The organism is Flavobacterium aestivum, assembly GCF_026870175.2.
Lineage (GTDB): Bacteria > Bacteroidota > Bacteroidia > Flavobacteriales > Flavobacteriaceae > Flavobacterium > Flavobacterium aestivum.
In genome coordinates, this window is the sequence record NZ_CP113977.2 from 1,530,425 (window position 1) to 1,546,231 (window position 15,807).

A 15,807-nucleotide genomic window follows, 5' to 3' on the forward strand; every position below is an offset into this window, starting at 1 on the left:
TTTCAAAAGGTTTGGCTTGATCAAATGAAATCGTTATAGTTTATAAGTTTGTGATTCCTAGAGTATATTTTTCACCTGATTGTAGTCTATAAAATACTTCACGCTAATAGATAAAGCATGGCTCAAGTCATGATTGTTAAGTAGATTGGTGTAATTGTTTCCAAAATCTTTGTTTATTAGATTGTCATATTTAGAGGCATTGCTTCGATACAAAATAGTCAGTTGGCTTCCCGGTGCGAACCACCAATTGTAAGATACATCTAAATTCCAGGTAATAAGATTTTGGTCTTTGTGCTCAGTATAGTTGTCATAAGGAGTTAGTCTTCCGTTGTCTTGCAGTTGGAAGAAGCTTTTATTCTCGGTATACGACCAATAATAACGAGCAGAAAGGTTGAAATTCATTTTGCTGCTCAAGGAATATTTTCCATTTAGGCTGTTGGTGTAATTAATGGCATTTCGGTTCGCATAGATTATGGTATTGGGAGCCAACTCATCATTATCTTTACTACTATCAACATAACCTTTGTTGTTGTTTTGACGGAAAAAGTTAAAATTATAATACAATGCTAAATGGTCGTTGAAACGATATCTCGGGCCAATAAAAAAGCCATATGACATTCTTTGAGGTTCATTCAATACAGCTATTGATGGATTGATGTCAATTGCGAATTTATTATTGTAGTTTGTTGAAATAGAAAAGAAGCCTCCCAAACGTGAAGGATCAATGCTGTAACGACCTTCGGTTCTAGGTTCGTAGTAATTGTATACTTCGACTGGTCGATAATTGATTCCAAAACCTACGTAATGGTTCTTCTTGGTAGTTGAATTTACATTGAGATTAATTTCGTTAGATTGTAGTTTACCTGTCTCTTTTTGAAATTGAATATTGGAATTAATGTTTGTATTGAAGGAATTAAATATTTTGGTAGGGCTAAGAATCCTATAGCTGGTAAATCCATCAAAGCTGTAATAATTGGTTTCGAAAATGATTCCTAAATCATTGTTGTCAAAGTCTTTTGTAACGAGTTTTGAGCCTAAATTATAGCGAAATTTGCCACTCGTTTCTGCAAAACTGATAGAGGTGTTAATTCCTTTTTTCTTTTCTTCAATGTCATTGACATAACTGTATTCTAAATTCCCAAATAAATTATAAGTGTTTTTGGTTGTGTTCAAATCCCATATCAAACCAGTGACATTACCGTCTCTAAAAGATCCATTTCGGGTAACATTTGTATTTATTAACGAAATAGAAGAATTTTTATGAAAGCGTTGGTCAAAAACCAAGACATTGTAATTCGTTAGCGGTTCTACTAAAACACGTCTTGTTTCTTGGGTGATTGTATCCTTAATAGTGGCGTAGGTTTTTTTAGTGATCGCATTTAGATACCCAATTCCCAAGCCTCCTTTGGTTCTTCCAGAAACTTTGGTGGCATTATAAAGATCTACACTGGTTGGGTCTTCGATTATCTTTTCATTAGTGTTTGTCTCTGGAGAGTAGGGAGGTGGTCCACCAATTCTTCTGGAATAGAAAAGATTTCCTTTGCTGAATAAATCCGTCCCTTCAGTAAAGAAACCTCTGTTTTCATTAAATTGTTGTTCGAACGGAGTTAGGTTTAAAATTCGGTCATCATATTTAGTTTGACCAAAATCAGGAATTAGCATAGCATCTAGTGTAAAGGCGTCGTTTATTCCGTATTTGATGTCCAAACCTCCTTTTAATTCGCCATAGGTTTTTTGCTCATCATTTGCATAGGTATAAAAAGATGCATACGGTAAGAAGAAAAGTCTTGTTGGTGGGGTTATATTTTCAATCCCTTCCAGGATTCCGTTTTGTTGAGTAAATGTCCCAATTTTAGAATCAATAAAATTCCAGGAGTATTTTTGACGATCACGTCTTATTTCTCTAAAAAAGTTTACTCCCCAGGTTTGTTTCTTTTCGCTCGAAAAACGAAGAGCAGCATAAGGAATACGCATTTCTACAGCCCAGCCAAAAGAGGTCATAAGTGTTTTACTATCCCATACAGAATCCCATGAATAGTCTTCTCCGTTACTATCAGTAGCCAAACAATCGGCTTGCCCATTTGGGGCATTTACAAAAAACTGAAAATTTTGTTGACCATCATTGTAGCCATTGATGAAGATTCCAAAAAAATCGGCTGCACCAAAATCATCCCTTGGGGTTATTTCCTTTAGTATCTTATTAGGCTCATTGTCGTAAAGTAAGGCGCCTATATAAATAGCTTCATTATCATATAAAACCCGAACTTCAGTTCTTTTGTTTTCTGGAATAGGTTTTCCGTTATCAGGTTGAAACATCACGAAATTGGTCGCAATAGGAACTGATTGCCAAATTACTTCGTCTAATTTGCCATCTAGGATTATCTTTTCTGAGGTGAATTTTGTTTGGAGTGTCTTTTTTTGGCTGAAGCCAAGAATGCATTGAAACAAAAAACAGACTAAGATTAAATTTTTCATGGAGTGGTATATTGGTATAGTTTAATAGGTTGTGATAATAGACTGTTATATTTTGGTAATGTTACAGTAAATCTTCCTTTTTTGCGCAAAAATTTGCAAAATATGATATTTTATTACTCACTCATACTTGTCTGTAGTCTTTTTAGTGTTATTTAATAGGAATGTATTTTGTTTTTTGTTGAATAAAATACGATATCATAAAATGCTGTAAACGAGGATATAAATAGTGTCTTTGTTTGAAATTGTTGAATATTTGATAAAAGAGTATATAATTTATTGTAAACTAGTTAAAGTTGATTACTTTCGTAAAATGTCGATAAAGTGTTAAATTTAATCGACAAAAGGAGTTTGCGTTGCGTAAAAAGTTTTTTTATGTACATTTGCGAACATCAAAATACCACACAACTAACTGTTAAACAATGATTTATAAATTTTTTCTTTCATCTATTTTTGTATTTTTTTCGTTCAATTCCACTGAAAAAGAAATAAAATCTCCTCTATCAACTTCAAATAAAATTTCTTCTATAATTGCTGCTAAATCTAATTTTGATGCCAATATCGAAATGGTTTATAAGGCTCTTAATCCTAATAATTTTGAATTGCCAAAACAAGAAACTTTTGCAGAAGCTCTAAAAGGGTTTTATTTATTAAAAGAAAAAGGATTGATTAAGAAAGATATACTTACGTTGGTTGACTTTAGTTTATCCTCTAATGCTAAGCGTCTTTGGGTTATTGATTTAAAAACAAATGTAGTGTTGTTCCAGTCTTTGGTGGCACACGGAAGAAATACAGGTGAAGAATTTGCAACGCGATTTTCTAATGCGGCATCGTCTTTCAAAAGTAGTTTGGGATTCTATGCAACAGGAGAGATTTATAATGGAAAGCATGGTCTTTCTCTTAAGTTAGACGGTTTAGAAAAAGGCGTAAATGATCACGCCAGAGAAAGAGCTGTTGTGGTTCATGGAGCTGATTATGTTTCGGATTCTTTTATAAGAGGAAATAAAAGGTTAGGAAGAAGTCAAGGTTGTCCTGCAATTCCAGTTGAATTGGCAAGCGAAATCATCTCAGCTATTAAAGATAAATCGTGTCTGTATATCTATCACCCTTCTATTGATCGCGAAAAAGAATCAAAGCTAATTTCTTAATTTAATCTATTAGGTTTTTAGACATTAGACTATGTTCACCTACTTCTTTTATTTCAAACGGAAGTCCAATTTTATGAAAGCCTAATTTTTCATAAAAGCCCACAGCTGATGTTCTGGCATTAAACCAAATTAAATCGACATGGATTTCTTTGCAATAATCCTCGCAAAATAAAACGAGCTTGGCACCAATGCCTTTCTTTTGGAACTGATCTAACACAGCCATTCCTCGAATTTGATATTGGTTTGATGATGAAAAGTTATCGTTGTTTTTTTTATACAATGAAATGATACCTGCTAATTCAGTATCTATAAAAAAACCAAAATGTTGTGTTGATTTTAATTCATCACCGTCAAATTGACAACTGGATAATGGTTTTCCTTTACGAAGGACGGGTTGTCTAACAGAATAGGTCTCTAAAGCGGTGATTTTTTTGATATTTTGCATGAGGATGAAAAAAAAATAAAAGTATAACAATTTAGTTTTAAAATGGTTGCGACGAATAATGTTTTTTTTGAGTTTTTTTTTCAAAAAAAATTTGCAAATAACTGTTTTTATTAACTATCTTTGCACCCAGTAATGCGAAAGTAGCTCAGTTGGTAGAGCTCCAGCCTTCCAAGCTGGTTGTCGCGAGTTCGAGCCTCGTCTTTCGCTCTAAGTCAATTTGATTTTAAGGGTTAAATTTTAATGATTAATGCGAAAGTAGCTCAGTTGGTAGAGCTCCAGCCTTCCAAGCTGGTTGTCGCGAGTTCGAGCCTCGTCTTTCGCTCCAAAGCCTCAAACTTTGTTTGAGGCTTTTTTTTATCCAAAAAATAAAAAAAATAGACTGATCAAGGATCAGTCCTAAATAGTGAGTCGGATATTTCTTTGCTTGTTTGTGATATATATTCTTTACAATCTTTTGAAATGCAGTTTCGTCAGTTTCTAAGATAGAAATTTGAATAAGTTCTTCAATTTCGTTATTTGAAAATTCCCAATTTAGTTTCTTATTAATTCTTTCGTATATAAGATCAGTATAACATAGTTTGTCTAAGAATTTCTTTCTGACAATTTTCCATTATTGTTATTGTGCTAATATTTTTTATAATCTTATATTCTGCTTCTTCTAAAAATAGCAGCTATCAGTCATCTTTATTTCTTGAAATAAAATTTCCTGCGATATGATTATTGTATATCACATCTTTCAAATTTCGGGAAATTGGAATTTTATTATTCCCAATTTCCAATGTATTACCTTCTATTGCCTGAATATGTTCAGTATTCACAATAAAAGAGCGATGAGTTTGAAAAAAAATGTCAGATGGAAGATTATCAGTCATCATTTTCATCGTACAGTAAACCATTTCTTTTGAAGAAGTAGTATGAATCACAACATAATTTTCCATGCTTTCTATAAAAAGAATATCTTTCAGCATTATTTTTTTTGTTTTCTTATCTGCTTTGATAAAGATGTGGTCCCGATTTACAGTTTTAAGTTCCTTTTCGTGGTGATCGTATAATTTATTAACCGATTTTAAAAAACGATCATAAGAAACTGGTTTTAAAAGATAATCAAATACGTTCAGTTCATACCCTTTTAGAGCATATTGTTCATAGGCTGATACGATAATGATTTTAGGAAGATTTACTGCAGATGCCAAAAATTCCATACCGGTTAATCCCGGCATTTCAACATCCAGAAATATGACATCTACAGATTCTTTCTTTAGAAGACTGTTTAACTCAATTGCAGTTTCACATTCGCCTGTTATTGAAAGAAAATCTGTTTTTTCAATATATCCTCTAATTCCTTTGCGAGCTAGAGGTTCATCATCTGTAATAATACATTTTAACTTCATATCTTTTTATTCTCTAAACAAGTCCAATATTTTAAAAAATCTATTCCTCATTTTGCATTTGAGTCAATAACTTAAATTTCGATATCATAAATCATATCATATAAATCGAAATCTTTTGCCCAATAATCTTTTCGAATTTCTTTTAGTACAAATCCGTTTTTCTGATAAAAGATGTAAGTGTGCTGAGATGTTCTCAAAGCAATCTTTTCAACCGTTGTTACTGATTTAAAAAAAATCAATTCTATACTTCAATAATTTTATTTCGTATTATTTAATTGGTAAAAGAAGCGTCGCTTTAAAAAAAAACTCACCAGCATGTGTGCGTAACTGATGTTTTTCAGGATAAAGCAAATCTAGTCTTCGTTTTAAGTTATTGAGTCCGATACCGCTGTCTTTTATATCTGAAGAAACGAATGTATCTGAAACTGAGTTTGTCAATTCGAAATATATTTGATCTTCTTTAAGTTTCAATATAAAATATATCTGATACAATCCTCCCACATATTTAAATGCATTTTCTAAAAGTGGCTGAAATAGTAACGGATGTATCCGCTGTTCTTTCAAAGTATTGTCAATATCCACATTTACTGTTAATTTATCTGTTTTTCTGAGTTGTTGAAAAGCAATATAAGAACGCAAATAATTTATTTCTTGATGAAATGCCACTTCCTGATTTACATCATAAAGCTGATAACGTAGTAATTCAGATAAATATTCAATACTTTTTTTTGCCTCTGTATTATTCTCATCAACCTGAAAATAAATAGTATTCAGGGCATTAAAAAGAAAATGTGGATGGTATTGAGCCTTCAGAAATTCAAGTTCGGCTTCATTTTTTTCTGCTTTTAATTTTTCGAGTGCCAGATTTTTTTCATTTACATTTTTCTCTGTAATAGTGTTGCGAATCAGTGTATAAAAAATAAGCAGTAACGGTAGATAGATTGCGTTAATCAGCATATAATCTATCCAACCGGAACCCATCAACAGCACACCTATCGCCTGCCCGCCTATCAGTAAAAGGTTCATACAGATAATCAATTCCGCAAGAACAAAAATATAATCTCTTCCGATCCGATTAACTTCACATTTTCTGAGAAGTTTTTGCCCCCATACAAAATTATATACATAACACATAAAAATAGAAAGAGTCAATGCTACTGCATGAAGTTTCATGTCTCCTCCCCAGAAAATGCCCTGATGCGTGAAATCAGTGACAGCTCTCAGTACATTATACATCAGCGTTCCCCAAACGGCGGGATAAATCCATTCAATTGCTATTTTTTTACTTTTACTCATTTTACGGGTTCTAATTTACTAATTGATATGCTTACTTTCTTCCATGTTTTCAATTTTTCGCATTGCTTTTGAAGAACTTCCAGAATCTGTGACTTTAACAAGCCATGAGCTTCCAGATTATTTACCAGTTCCGGTCTCAAAGCTGTGTTCCCCTTTCCTGAAGATAACGATCGTTAACTTCAGTAAAAGGATTAAGATCTCTGTAATTTGGACGAACAATGCGTCTTCGATATTGAAATGTCAGAGTATGTTTATCTTTTGCCGAGAAAGTTGGAAAAAGCTGTTCATAATTCCTAACAGGTGTCGAATTCCGAATTCCAGCAATGTAGCGTGCTTCGGTATCTGTTAATTCTAAACGGAGTCCTGCTTCGGTAGAAAAACGTTCTGACCATTTCTGACCCATCTGGAGATAGCCTGTCAATATATTTTCTTTATAAAAAACTGCTGTTTAGTTTTTCATCCTCAATCCATTCGCCTGACTGCAGTGAATTATACAATGCACCATTGTCAATAGCAATTGACAAGTATTTGATGCCTGAATGAAATATAGATTTATCTGAGATGTCATAGCCGATATTAGACTGCAGATTCGTGATTTTGATATTTTCTCCCATTTTTTTTCCCATTTTTCCCTGAAGTTCATCTTCAGAATCTGGATTTGACGATTGATCCAGTTTACTTGTCTGTTCCAATCATAACCAATCAGTGAAAACAATAATTTATAATTGCCCTTTTTTATGTTTTGTATTGTATAACTTCCATCCAAATCTGTTTGGGAACCTGTTAGATAACTTGAGCCCTCTTTGAGAACTATAATGGTTACACTCGTAAGAGGCTTTTGATAATAAGTCGTTTTCCCAGAAATGTTTTTCTGGGCCTGCAGTCCTAGTGACATTATGAATAGTACTGCATGCATAATGATTTTTTTTGCTTTCATTTTTATTTTATATTATATTAATGAAGGCAAAACTATTAGGACAATAGTCATTGAAGAAATTTTCTTGACCAATAGTCAGAATCTGCTGATAAATTGTAAAAATCATGCTGGGTTTAAAGAAATGTTAGAACAATCGCATTCAGATATAAAAACTTTTAGACAAAAAGGCGTGAAATAAAAGATTCTTTAATACAGTTGCCTTGATAAACAATAAGGCAGCTTTTTTCTGCTTGATATCATTCTGGCCACAGCTGATATAACCACGATGATAATTGATGCTTACATAGAAAAAGACAGTAGGGCATTTATGGGAGGGTTTTCAAGATAGGAATATTTTTTACATTTATTGGTCAGCGGTTACCATTTTGCCGATCTTAGTATATTATTAACTATAAAAGTAAGTCTCGAAAAAAACAAACTAACATTAGCAGACGATTTCAATACTGTCAGTAGTTTTAGTCTTTCAAAACTACCGCTATAATCATATTACCAGGAGCTGTTCTAATATAGATTGACTTTATTTATCATAACTAAATTTTAATGCTGATATTTTTTGAACAATAATTTAAATTTACTTGTATAATTTGATTTCTATATATCCAAAATTAACTACTGAAAATTATATGCTCAAATCAGTTTTCTGAAAATTTTAGGCTGATTAATTTAACATTTGACCTCTGCGATACATACAAATAGCTCACGAATCAAAATGCAGAATAATTGTCTTGCAAATTCACTTGAAAATATGCCAATTTCTTCAAAGCTTGCATAAAATGGTTTGTAAATTGTTCAGTAATGGGGCATAAAAAAAGTGCTAAATCTTTTGATTTAGCACTTTTTTTATGCCTATTTGCCACTGATTTACAGACTTTATTTGTTTGAGAGTTATGACTTAACTCCTTAATGGTTTTTGTTTTTTTATTTCAAGTCGCTTAAATTAGTGCCGCTAGCAACTTCTTCCGGTTGTTGGTTTTGTTTAAACACTCTGGCGCTTAAATCTCCTTTTAGAATAATAGAGTCTCCTTTTACATCTAACCAGCTTCCTTCTCTTAATCCTAAAACCGGCAAAGAATTGAAAGTGTGAAATTCTTTTATTCTTGTTTCTCTGGTTTCTCCCATATGTTTTGATTGAGTGTCTGGATCTAAATAATGTGCATTTAAATTAAATGGGATTAATCCTAAAGTCTGAAAACTAGGAGGGTAAACAATTGGCATGTCATTAGTAGTTTGCATGGTTAGTCCGCAAATATTACTTCCTGCGCTGGTCCCTAGATAAGGAGTTCCAGCTTTAACAGTTTCTGCCAAAACATCCATGACTTTATTTTTATACAATTGGGAAACTAGTAAAAAAGTATTTCCGCCACCTGTAAAAATTCCTTCAGCTTTTTGGATGGCTTCTACTGGATTTTCGAATTCATGAAGTCCTTTGATTGTTTTGTTTATTTTGGCGAAAGCCAAAGCAGCTTTGGCAGTGTATTCGTCATGAGTAATACCGCTGGGTCTTGAAAAAGGTATAAAAAGGATTTCTTTACAATCTTTAAAATGCAAACTTAATTCAGGTAATAAATATTCTAGATACTCACCTCCGTGAAGAGTTGAGGTGCTGGCAATAATACAATTTTTCATTTTTATTTAGATAAAAGTAGTTTGCGTAAAGATATAAAAATGAAAATCTTGAAAGGGTGAAGGTCAGCTATTAATTAACAATTATTTATTAAAGCATTAGTAATTAATTTGGAGGCTATTGGGATACTTTTACATTTTGCAAATGAGAGATCATGACTAAAATTATTATGTATTTGATTCAATATTTGGTTTTAATTTCGATACAAATGGTATCGCAAATTGCTATTTATGACGACTTAAATGATGAGCAAACTCTAAAGAGACATGTCAAAAAGGTGATTCAAGTTAAAAATTATAAAGCTCCAAAAGAGTTAAATGAATTTAAAAAAATCAGTAAATAATAGTTAGAAACGGTTTCATAACCTAATAAATGGCTCGTGAAAAAGAACATTACCTTTTTATTTTTTTTAGTATCTCTTTCTCTAGCTGTTTCTGCACAAGTTGGTGTAGAGAAAACGATTAAAGGGCAAATAACTGCTGATGCTATTCCTTTGAGCGGGATAAATATCATCAATACCTCAAGTAAAATAAAGACATTGTCAGATCAATATGGTAATTTTTCTATTACTGCAAAGGAAGGAGATGTGCTGAGTTTCTCGGCTGTTGATTATGAACCTTTGCGGAAAATTATAAACAAACAGGAATTTAATTTAGGGAGTATTGTCGTGAATATGACGGCTACAAGTATTGAATTGAGAGAGGTTGTTGTCAATAAGCATTCAGAAATAACCGCAGAAAATTTGGGAATAATTCCTCAGAATCAAATTAAATTAACACCTGCAGAAAGAAAGGTGTATACAGCAACTTCTACTCCTACAGATGCATTATTAAATTATTTTTCTGGTAGAACCAAAATGCTTAAAAAAGAAGTGGCTGTTGAGCAAAAGGAGTCTCTAATGGCAAAATTAGAATATTTGTTTGAGGATAAATATTATATAGAAACCCTGAAAATACCGGAAGAACACATCAAGGGGTTTCAGTATTATTGTGTTGAAGATGCTGATTTTGCAAATGCTTTAAAATCAAAAAACAAAACTATGAGTATGTTCTTGATTGTGGGTTTGGCTTTCAAGTATAATAAAAATAGAGAGAACACAACTGAAGGCAATTAGTTGTAAGAGGTATGTTTTGTCAATGAAATATTGCTAGTTATGAAAAATAATTTAATTGTGCTGTTTGTTCTTTTGCTTCAAAATCAGCTAGTTGTTGCTCAAGAGGATGTTGAAAAAATTATTACGGGAAAAGTGGTTTCAGATTCTAAGCCATTGGAGGGAATTAGTGTGGTGAATAGCTCTAATAAAATGATGGCAGTATCAGATGAAAATGGTTGTTTTTCAATTTTGGCTAAAGATAAAGATGTCTTGAGTTTTTCTGGAATAGATTATAAGAATTTGCGGAAATATGTATACAAGCATGAATATGCATCAGGAACTTTAGAAGTAAATATGACTTTTAATAGTATTGAACTAGATGAAGTGGTTATAAATAAAAACGCGAATATTACTGCCGAAAATCTAGGGATTATTCGGAGAGGACAAGTAAAATTTACACCTCAAGAGCGTAGATTGTATTCTGGCTCTTCAGGGATTCAAGGACTTTATAGTTTTCTTTCTGGAGAAATTGATGTTCTTAAAAAAAATGTTGAGATAGAAAAGAAAGAGCAGCTGTTAAAGAAAATGGAATATCTTTTTGGAAATAAATATTATACCAAAACCTTAAAAATTCCAGAAGAACTCATAAAGGGGTTTCAATATTATTGTGTTGAAGATCCGGAATTTGTAGAGTCCTTAGGTTATAAAAACAAAACGGTAAGCCTGTTTCTTATCACAAATTTAGCATCAGTATATAATAAAAAACGAATTGATGAATAATAAAGTTTGGGTGATACTTTTGCTTTTAGTGGGGCAATATTGCATAGGACAAACGAAGGTAAGACAATCTTTGCATGGTCAAGTTGTTAATGATTCTATAGCTGTAGAAAACGGATATGTTTTTAATTTAAATTCAAGAGTAACTACTTTTATTGGGAAGAATGGTTTTTTTGATATTCTTGCAATGCCAAAGGATACTTTGTTGATTACCAGTCTGGCTTTGAAACCCAAGAAAATGATTTTGGCTGATATAGATTTTAAAGAGAAACTATATATTGTAGAAATGGAGTTGTTCAACAATCAGTTAAAAGAGGTTGTTGTAGGGCGAAAAATCACCCCTAAAATTGCGGGATCACAGGAAATTGTTGATAAGCAGTTTTTTGATGATTCTCAATCTTCTCCATTGAATAGAACGATGCCTTATTATGGAATAGAAAATGGAATTAATTTTGTTAGAGTAGGTAAGATGGTTGCTGGTTTATTCAAAAAAAAGGATACAGGAAAAACCAACTTCATTCAGGATGAGATTTTTATAGATAAAGTGCAAAGGCAGTTTGGTACTTACTTTTTTACAAATACTTTGAAATTAAAGGAAGAGGAAATCAATCTTTTCTTGATCTTTTGTGATTCTGATGAAAATGCAAAGAAAGTATTGAGCTCTAAAGATAACTTTCAGATGGTTGATTTTTTGATAAACAAAAACATTGCTTTCAAAAAGTTGGTTGTACAGAATAAAACATCTGAGTAATTTTTTTAGTACGAATTTTGATGTTTTTGATTTGAAAAAATATAGAAATAACATATCCTTGGATCGAAGAATCAAATAAAGTTGTAAATTTAGAAAGTTGAAAGATGTTATCTTTAATGTCTTTATATTAAATCTAAAATGATTACAAATGAAAAGTAAAATAGGAATCCTTATTTTGTTGATGTGCTGTCAGTTTTGTATAGGTCAAGTACTGACCAGAAAGTCATTACATGGTAGGGTAGTAAATGATTCTATTGCAATAGAAAACGGATTGGTCTTTAATGTTAATGCCAAAACAGGATCTATTATCGACCAGAAAGGGTACTTTAGTATATTAGTAAAAGTAAAAGATACTTTGGTTATTTCGAGTTTAGGGTTTAAAACCAAAAAAATAGTACTTACTGAAAAAGATATTTCTTCTTCTTTTTTTAGGGTAAATCTCCAAGCAATTGCTCGTCAATTGATAGAAGTAGTAGTTCATGCCAAAAAGGGATCAGAACCTAAGTTTGGGAATACACAAAGTATAGTAGATACTGAATATTATGATGATAAGCAATCTTCGCCAAAGAATGTTCTAATGGCGCCAACCGGTACCGGTGATAATGGGATAGATTGTATTCGAGTGTATAAAATGATTTTCAAAAATTTGAAGAAAAACAATCCTGAGAAAACAGATTTTGTTTCGGATATGGGTTTTACTTCTATAGCGATGAAAAGTGTAAGTTATTCTTTTTTTACCAATACCTTAAAACTTGATGAAGATCAAATAGGTTTATTTCTTCTCTTTTGTGAAAATGATCCTAAATCAAAAACGTATACCAACACAAGTGAACCATTTGAAATCATGGATTTTTTAATAACAAAAAATGGGGAATTTAAAAATATTACTACTTTAGAAAAATGAAAAAGGTAATAATTTATGGACTTTTAGGATTCTTTTTGGTGTCGCTAAGTAGTTTTGGTATGCATAAGTTTTATATGGCGATATATCAAATTAATTTTGCACCCGAAAAGAAAATGCTTCAAATTACTTCTCGGATATTTGTGGATGATTGCAATAATGCTTTAGCAAAAAAATACAATAAAAAAGTGTTTTTGGGAACCGATAAAGAAACTGTAGAAGATGTAAATTCACTAAAAAAATACCTTGCCGAAAATTTCACGATTAAAGTAAATGGACAAACTAAAACCATGAATTTTTTGAGTAAAGAATTGGATGGTGATGTCTTGGTCTGTTATTTGAGTTGTAAGGATATTTCTAAAATTACTTCACTGGAAATACATAATTCGGTGTTAATAGATTGGCAGTCCGAGCAACAAAATATTACCCATGTTACAATACTTGGAAACAAAAAAAGTATACTTTTTACTGATACTTCTGTCAATCAAGTGTTAAAATATTAGCATAAATTAGTAATTCTGTTTAAAAATATTATTTTCGTGCACTACTAATAGTAATCAGTTAGATGTTATGAAGAAAATTGTATTCTTATTCATTTTCCCCGCCCTTTTAATTGCACAAGAGAAAGCTGTTACCACTCCAGCAAAACAAACAGGTAAATATGATACGAATAAGTTTAGCCAAATGTATGATCTATTGGCTACGCCCAATATGTTTCGTACAGCCTCTGGAGCTCCGGGACCGGCTTATTACCAACAACAGGCTGATTACAAAATAGACATAGAACTTGATGATAAGAAAGCTAAACTAAGCGGTTCAGAAACCATAACGTACCATAATAATTCTCCAGAAACTTTAGAATATTTGTGGGTACAATTGGATCAAAATCAATCTAACAAGAATTCACAATCCCGATTAGTAAAAAATCAAAAAATAGAGCAAGTTCTACCAGTTGCCAAATTTGCCAATGAATACTTGAAGCAAGAATTGGAGCGTGGTTTTAATATAGAATATGTAAAGGATGCCAAAGGAAGTCCGATGTCCTATACGATCAATCAAACTATGATGCGTATTAATTTGGCAACACCTATGAAACCGGGAACAAGCTTGTCATTTTCAATAAAGTGGTGGTATAATATTAATAATTACCAACAGGAAGGTGGGCGTTCAGGTTATGAGTTGTTCGAAAAAGACGGCAATAGATTGTATATTATAGCGCAATTTTACCCAAGAATGGCAGTATATAATGATGTTGAAGGCTGGCAAAATATGCAATTCTGGGGTGCAGGAGAGTTTGCACTACCTTTCGGAAATTTTGATGTAAATATTACTGTTCCTGCAGATCACGTTATTGATGCAACAGGAGAGTTAATAAATAGAAGTGAAGTCTTTACGGCAGAGCAGGTAAAAAGATATGAATTAGCCCAAAAATCATTTGATAAGCCTGTTGTCATTGTAACACAAGCAGAGGCAGAAGCAGCAGAAAAAGGATTCTCAGACAAAAAGAAAACCTGGAAATTTAGTGCCAAAAACGTTAGGGATTTTGGTATAGCAACATCAAGAAAATTCATTTATGATGCTATGGCGGTACAATTGAGTAACAAAGTAGTGATGGCAGAATCAGTTTATCCAAAAGAAGCCAATCCGCTTTGGGGAGAAACTTCAACAATGACAGTAGCCCATACTTTAAAAAGTTATTCTTCACATACATTTGATTATCCATATCCTAAAGCAGTTTCAGTTTCGGCAGAAGATCAAGGAATGGAATACCCTATGATTTGTTGGAATTATGGACGTCCAGATGAAAATGGTGTGACTAGTGAGCAACTGAAAAATGGAATGATCGGTGTAGTAATTCATGAAGTAGGACATAATTTTTTTCCAATGATTGTTAATTCAGATGAACGTCAATGGTCTTGGATGGATGAGGGCTTGAACTCCTTTATGGAGTATATGGCAGAACAGGAATTAAATACAAATTTCCCATCTAAACGAGGACCAGCCAAAAACATTGTTCCTTATATGAGCGGAGACCAGAAATTTTTGGAGCCTATCATGACCAATTCAGAAAGTATCATTCAGTTTGGTAATAACGCCTATGGGAAACCTGCTACGGGACTTAATATACTTAGAGAGACTATCATGGGGCGTGAGTTGTTTGACTATGCTTTTAAGGTTTATGCTAACAGATGGAAATTCAAACACCCAACTCCAGAAGACTTTTTTAGAACGATGGAAGATGCTTCGGCAGTAGATTTAGATTGGTTTTTTAGAGGATGGTTTTATTCTACAGATGTTGTAGATATCGGGATTAATGATGTAAAGCAATATTATGTTGATGAAGTGCCTACAGTTGCTTTAAAAAATGTTAAAATTAAAAAAGGACGTTTTGGAGAGGAAAAAGGACCGTTTGTATATTTAATTGCAGGAGATAATACTGAATTGAATCCAGCGTCAAAGAAACCTCTGAAAGTAGAAGAAGTAAAATTGCTTTCGGATTATGTAAATCAAAATATAACTCCGGAAGATAAAGTGAACTTAAAAAATCCAAAATATTTTTACGAAGTAGAGTTCAATAAACCGGGAGGAATGCCAATGCCTATTATTGTTCAAATTACGTATGAAGACGGAACAGTAGACAATTATAAATACCCGGCACAGATTTGGAGACAAAATAATGAAACAGCTAAAAAAGTATATGCCACTAATAAAGCCATTAAACAAATTCTAATTGATCCAAAACTTGAAACTGCGGATATCGATGTGACCAACAATTCATGGCCAAAGGTAGAAGAAAAATCAAAATTTGATTAATAGAAGGAGAAAGAGACTGAGTTTCTAGGAGACTAAGTTGTTAAGAATTTTGAGCTTATTGGAGTCTTAGGGTCTTAGAAACTTAATCTCTTAGAGACTTTTTTATGAAATAATTATAAAGACAAAGTTTTAAAATTTAATATCTTTGCTCATTAAAT

Annotated in this window: 15 protein-coding genes, 2 tRNA genes and 1 pseudogene; 10 read left to right on the top strand and 8 right to left on the bottom strand. The window is 32.3% G+C overall.

Annotation, left to right across the window (positions count from 1 at the left end; genetic code table 11):
- Positions 1-57 precede the first annotated feature (57 nt).
- Positions 58-2,475, bottom strand: coding sequence for a DUF5916 domain-containing protein (locus OZP08_RS06685; protein ID WP_281323278.1), 2,418 nt, complete (start codon positions 2,473-2,475; stop codon positions 58-60).
- A gap of 419 nt (positions 2,476-2,894) precedes the next feature.
- Here OZP08_RS06685 and OZP08_RS06690 point away from each other — a divergent pair, with 419 nt between their 5' ends.
- The gene (locus tag OZP08_RS06690; RefSeq protein ID WP_281323279.1) at positions 2,895-3,620 is read left to right on the top strand and encodes a murein L,D-transpeptidase catalytic domain family protein; all 726 of its coding nucleotides are present in this window, start codon (positions 2,895-2,897) and stop codon (positions 3,618-3,620) included.
- A 1-nt stretch (position 3,621) separates the two neighbouring features.
- Here the strand turns inward: OZP08_RS06690 and OZP08_RS06695 are convergent, their stop codons facing one another.
- A complete protein-coding gene (locus tag OZP08_RS06695; RefSeq protein ID WP_281323280.1) occupies positions 3,622-4,065 on the bottom strand; it encodes a GNAT family N-acetyltransferase in 444 nt (147 codons plus the stop codon).
- A 134-nt stretch (positions 4,066-4,199) separates the two neighbouring features.
- Here OZP08_RS06695 and OZP08_RS06700 point away from each other — a divergent pair.
- Together OZP08_RS06700 and OZP08_RS06705 are read left to right on the top strand one after the other, a co-directional pair.
- Positions 4,200-4,272, top strand: a tRNA-Gly gene (locus OZP08_RS06700).
- Positions 4,273-4,314: 42 nt separating this feature from the next.
- Positions 4,315-4,390: transfer RNA gene (locus tag OZP08_RS06705), tRNA-Gly, on the top strand.
- A gap of 162 nt (positions 4,391-4,552) precedes the next feature.
- On the opposite strand, the pseudogene OZP08_RS19715 reads toward OZP08_RS06705, so the two are convergent.
- From OZP08_RS19715 to pepE, 6 genes and pseudogenes are all read right to left on the bottom strand, one after another.
- A pseudogene (locus OZP08_RS19715) lies at positions 4,553-4,669 on the bottom strand (DUF3781 domain-containing protein); the annotation flags it as partial.
- 70 nt (positions 4,670-4,739) lie between these two features.
- A complete protein-coding gene (locus OZP08_RS06710; protein WP_281323281.1) occupies positions 4,740-5,456 on the bottom strand; it encodes a LytR/AlgR family response regulator transcription factor in 717 nt (238 codons plus the stop codon).
- A 267-nt stretch (positions 5,457-5,723) separates the two neighbouring features.
- Positions 5,724-6,752: a sensor histidine kinase gene (locus tag OZP08_RS06715; protein WP_281323282.1), complete on the bottom strand. Its 1,029-nt coding sequence runs from the start codon at positions 6,750-6,752 to the stop codon at positions 5,724-5,726.
- A gap of 136 nt (positions 6,753-6,888) precedes the next feature.
- The gene (locus OZP08_RS06720) at positions 6,889-7,173 is read right to left on the bottom strand and encodes an outer membrane beta-barrel protein (RefSeq protein ID WP_281323283.1); all 285 of its coding nucleotides are present in this window, start codon (positions 7,171-7,173) and stop codon (positions 6,889-6,891) included.
- Between the two features lie 27 nt (positions 7,174-7,200).
- Complete coding sequence (locus OZP08_RS06725) at positions 7,201-7,689, bottom strand: carboxypeptidase-like regulatory domain-containing protein (protein WP_281323284.1); 489 nt, start codon at positions 7,687-7,689, stop codon at positions 7,201-7,203.
- Positions 7,690-8,607: 918 nt separating this feature from the next.
- The gene (pepE, locus tag OZP08_RS06730; protein WP_268848876.1) at positions 8,608-9,315 is read right to left on the bottom strand and encodes a dipeptidase PepE; all 708 of its coding nucleotides are present in this window, start codon (positions 9,313-9,315) and stop codon (positions 8,608-8,610) included.
- A gap of 152 nt (positions 9,316-9,467) precedes the next feature.
- Between pepE and OZP08_RS06735 the strand changes: the two genes are divergently transcribed.
- The 7 genes from OZP08_RS06735 (at position 9,468) to OZP08_RS06765 (ending at position 15,649) form a co-directional block, all read left to right on the top strand.
- Positions 9,468-9,656, top strand: a complete 189-nt coding sequence (locus OZP08_RS06735) for a hypothetical protein (RefSeq protein WP_268848877.1) — start codon at positions 9,468-9,470, stop codon at positions 9,654-9,656.
- Between the two features lie 36 nt (positions 9,657-9,692).
- Positions 9,693-10,427: a carboxypeptidase-like regulatory domain-containing protein gene (locus tag OZP08_RS06740; protein ID WP_281323285.1), complete on the top strand. Its 735-nt coding sequence runs from the start codon at positions 9,693-9,695 to the stop codon at positions 10,425-10,427.
- Between the two features lie 39 nt (positions 10,428-10,466).
- Positions 10,467-11,186, top strand: a complete 720-nt coding sequence (locus OZP08_RS06745) for a carboxypeptidase-like regulatory domain-containing protein (protein WP_268848879.1) — start codon at positions 10,467-10,469, stop codon at positions 11,184-11,186.
- The gene (bamP, locus tag OZP08_RS06750; protein ID WP_281323286.1) at positions 11,179-11,934 is read left to right on the top strand and encodes a BamP family beta-barrel-assembly machinery protein; all 756 of its coding nucleotides are present in this window, start codon (positions 11,179-11,181) and stop codon (positions 11,932-11,934) included. Before OZP08_RS06745 ends, bamP (OZP08_RS06750) begins: the two co-directional genes overlap by 8 nt.
- Before the next feature lie 148 nt (positions 11,935-12,082).
- A complete protein-coding gene (gene bamP, locus OZP08_RS06755) occupies positions 12,083-12,838 on the top strand; it encodes a BamP family beta-barrel-assembly machinery protein (protein ID WP_281323287.1) in 756 nt (251 codons plus the stop codon).
- Positions 12,835-13,338: a DUF6702 family protein gene (locus tag OZP08_RS06760; RefSeq protein WP_281323288.1), complete on the top strand. Its 504-nt coding sequence runs from the start codon at positions 12,835-12,837 to the stop codon at positions 13,336-13,338. Before bamP (OZP08_RS06755) ends, OZP08_RS06760 begins: the two co-directional genes overlap by 4 nt.
- Positions 13,339-13,405: 67 nt before the next feature.
- The gene (locus OZP08_RS06765; protein WP_281323289.1) at positions 13,406-15,649 is read left to right on the top strand and encodes a M1 family metallopeptidase; all 2,244 of its coding nucleotides are present in this window, start codon (positions 13,406-13,408) and stop codon (positions 15,647-15,649) included.
- Positions 15,650-15,807: the final 158 nt, after the last annotated feature.

Coding starts and splice junctions, on each gene's coding strand:
- OZP08_RS06685 (WP_281323278.1), bottom strand. CDS start 2,475: ATGAAAAATTTAATCTTAGTCTGTTTTTTGTTTCAATGCATTCTTGGC.
- OZP08_RS06690 (WP_281323279.1), top strand. CDS start 2,895: ATGATTTATAAATTTTTTCTTTCATCTATTTTTGTATTTTTTTCGTTC.
- OZP08_RS06695 (WP_281323280.1), bottom strand. CDS start 4,065: ATGCAAAATATCAAAAAAATCACCGCTTTAGAGACCTATTCTGTTAGA.
- OZP08_RS06710 (WP_281323281.1), bottom strand. CDS start 5,456: ATGAAGTTAAAATGTATTATTACAGATGATGAACCTCTAGCTCGCAAA.
- OZP08_RS06715 (WP_281323282.1), bottom strand. CDS start 6,752: ATGAGTAAAAGTAAAAAAATAGCAATTGAATGGATTTATCCCGCCGTT.
- OZP08_RS06725 (WP_281323284.1), bottom strand. CDS start 7,689: ATGAAAGCAAAAAAAATCATTATGCATGCAGTACTATTCATAATGTCA.
- pepE (WP_268848876.1), bottom strand. CDS start 9,315: ATGAAAAATTGTATTATTGCCAGCACCTCAACTCTTCACGGAGGTGAG.
- OZP08_RS06735 (WP_268848877.1), top strand. CDS start 9,468: ATGACTAAAATTATTATGTATTTGATTCAATATTTGGTTTTAATTTCG.
- OZP08_RS06745 (WP_268848879.1), top strand. CDS start 10,467: ATGAAAAATAATTTAATTGTGCTGTTTGTTCTTTTGCTTCAAAATCAG.
- bamP (WP_281323286.1), top strand. CDS start 11,179: ATGAATAATAAAGTTTGGGTGATACTTTTGCTTTTAGTGGGGCAATAT.
- bamP (WP_281323287.1), top strand. CDS start 12,083: ATGAAAAGTAAAATAGGAATCCTTATTTTGTTGATGTGCTGTCAGTTT.
- OZP08_RS06760 (WP_281323288.1), top strand. CDS start 12,835: ATGAAAAAGGTAATAATTTATGGACTTTTAGGATTCTTTTTGGTGTCG.
- OZP08_RS06765 (WP_281323289.1), top strand. CDS start 13,406: ATGAAGAAAATTGTATTCTTATTCATTTTCCCCGCCCTTTTAATTGCA.